Here is a 684-nt window from a genome sequence, read left to right on the forward strand (position 1 = left end):
ACATGTATCATCAGAATACAAAATATTGCTTGTTAATTTATTAAATAGCAATGCCGTGAAATAGACCGGACGTTTTCCATTATATTGATGAAACAGTTCAATAGAATTCATATAATCCCGTTCATTTTTACAATGACTAACGTGCAAATCATAATTCAACCAATACCCGATACCCTCTACTTTAGAGCTTAACTTTAATAACTGCTCAATGATGATACCACCTCTAAAATATTCGCCGTTGGTTATAAATGTATCACCCGTCAATGTATTCCAATTGAGTAAAATGAGTGGACGCTTTAGGTTATGACGATGTATTAAGTCGATAAAGTAATTCGTTTTATTAATAATCATTTGACTCGCGGTTTTAAATTCATCATCATTCATTTTATTAAAATCAACAGCATCATTTGAATTGGCATCAAATACAAAATGGTCGATGTGTGGCTCAAGTCGTTTCAACAATGGTAGATGTCTTTCCGTAGCTTGATCTAAGTGAATGTACAAGCCACCATTAGGGAATAACGCTTTAAAATAATCAATCATTTCAATCAAAGCATTGTGCAATGTCGTCACATACAAGTTGAACTTCAAATCTTTTCTATGACTGACATGCAGGGCAACGTGATGGATAAATACTTTGAATGCATCGATATAATCTCGTGAGTCATACTGATTCAAATGCAT

1 pseudogene is annotated in these 684 nt (G+C 33.3%); it reads right to left on the reverse strand.

The features are described 5' to 3' along the window. Positions 1 to 684: pseudogene (locus tag IDG60_RS18880) on the reverse strand (transcriptional regulator AryK); the annotation flags it as partial.

The sequence above is a fragment of the Staphylococcus sp. EG-SA-2 genome (assembly GCF_017152085.1).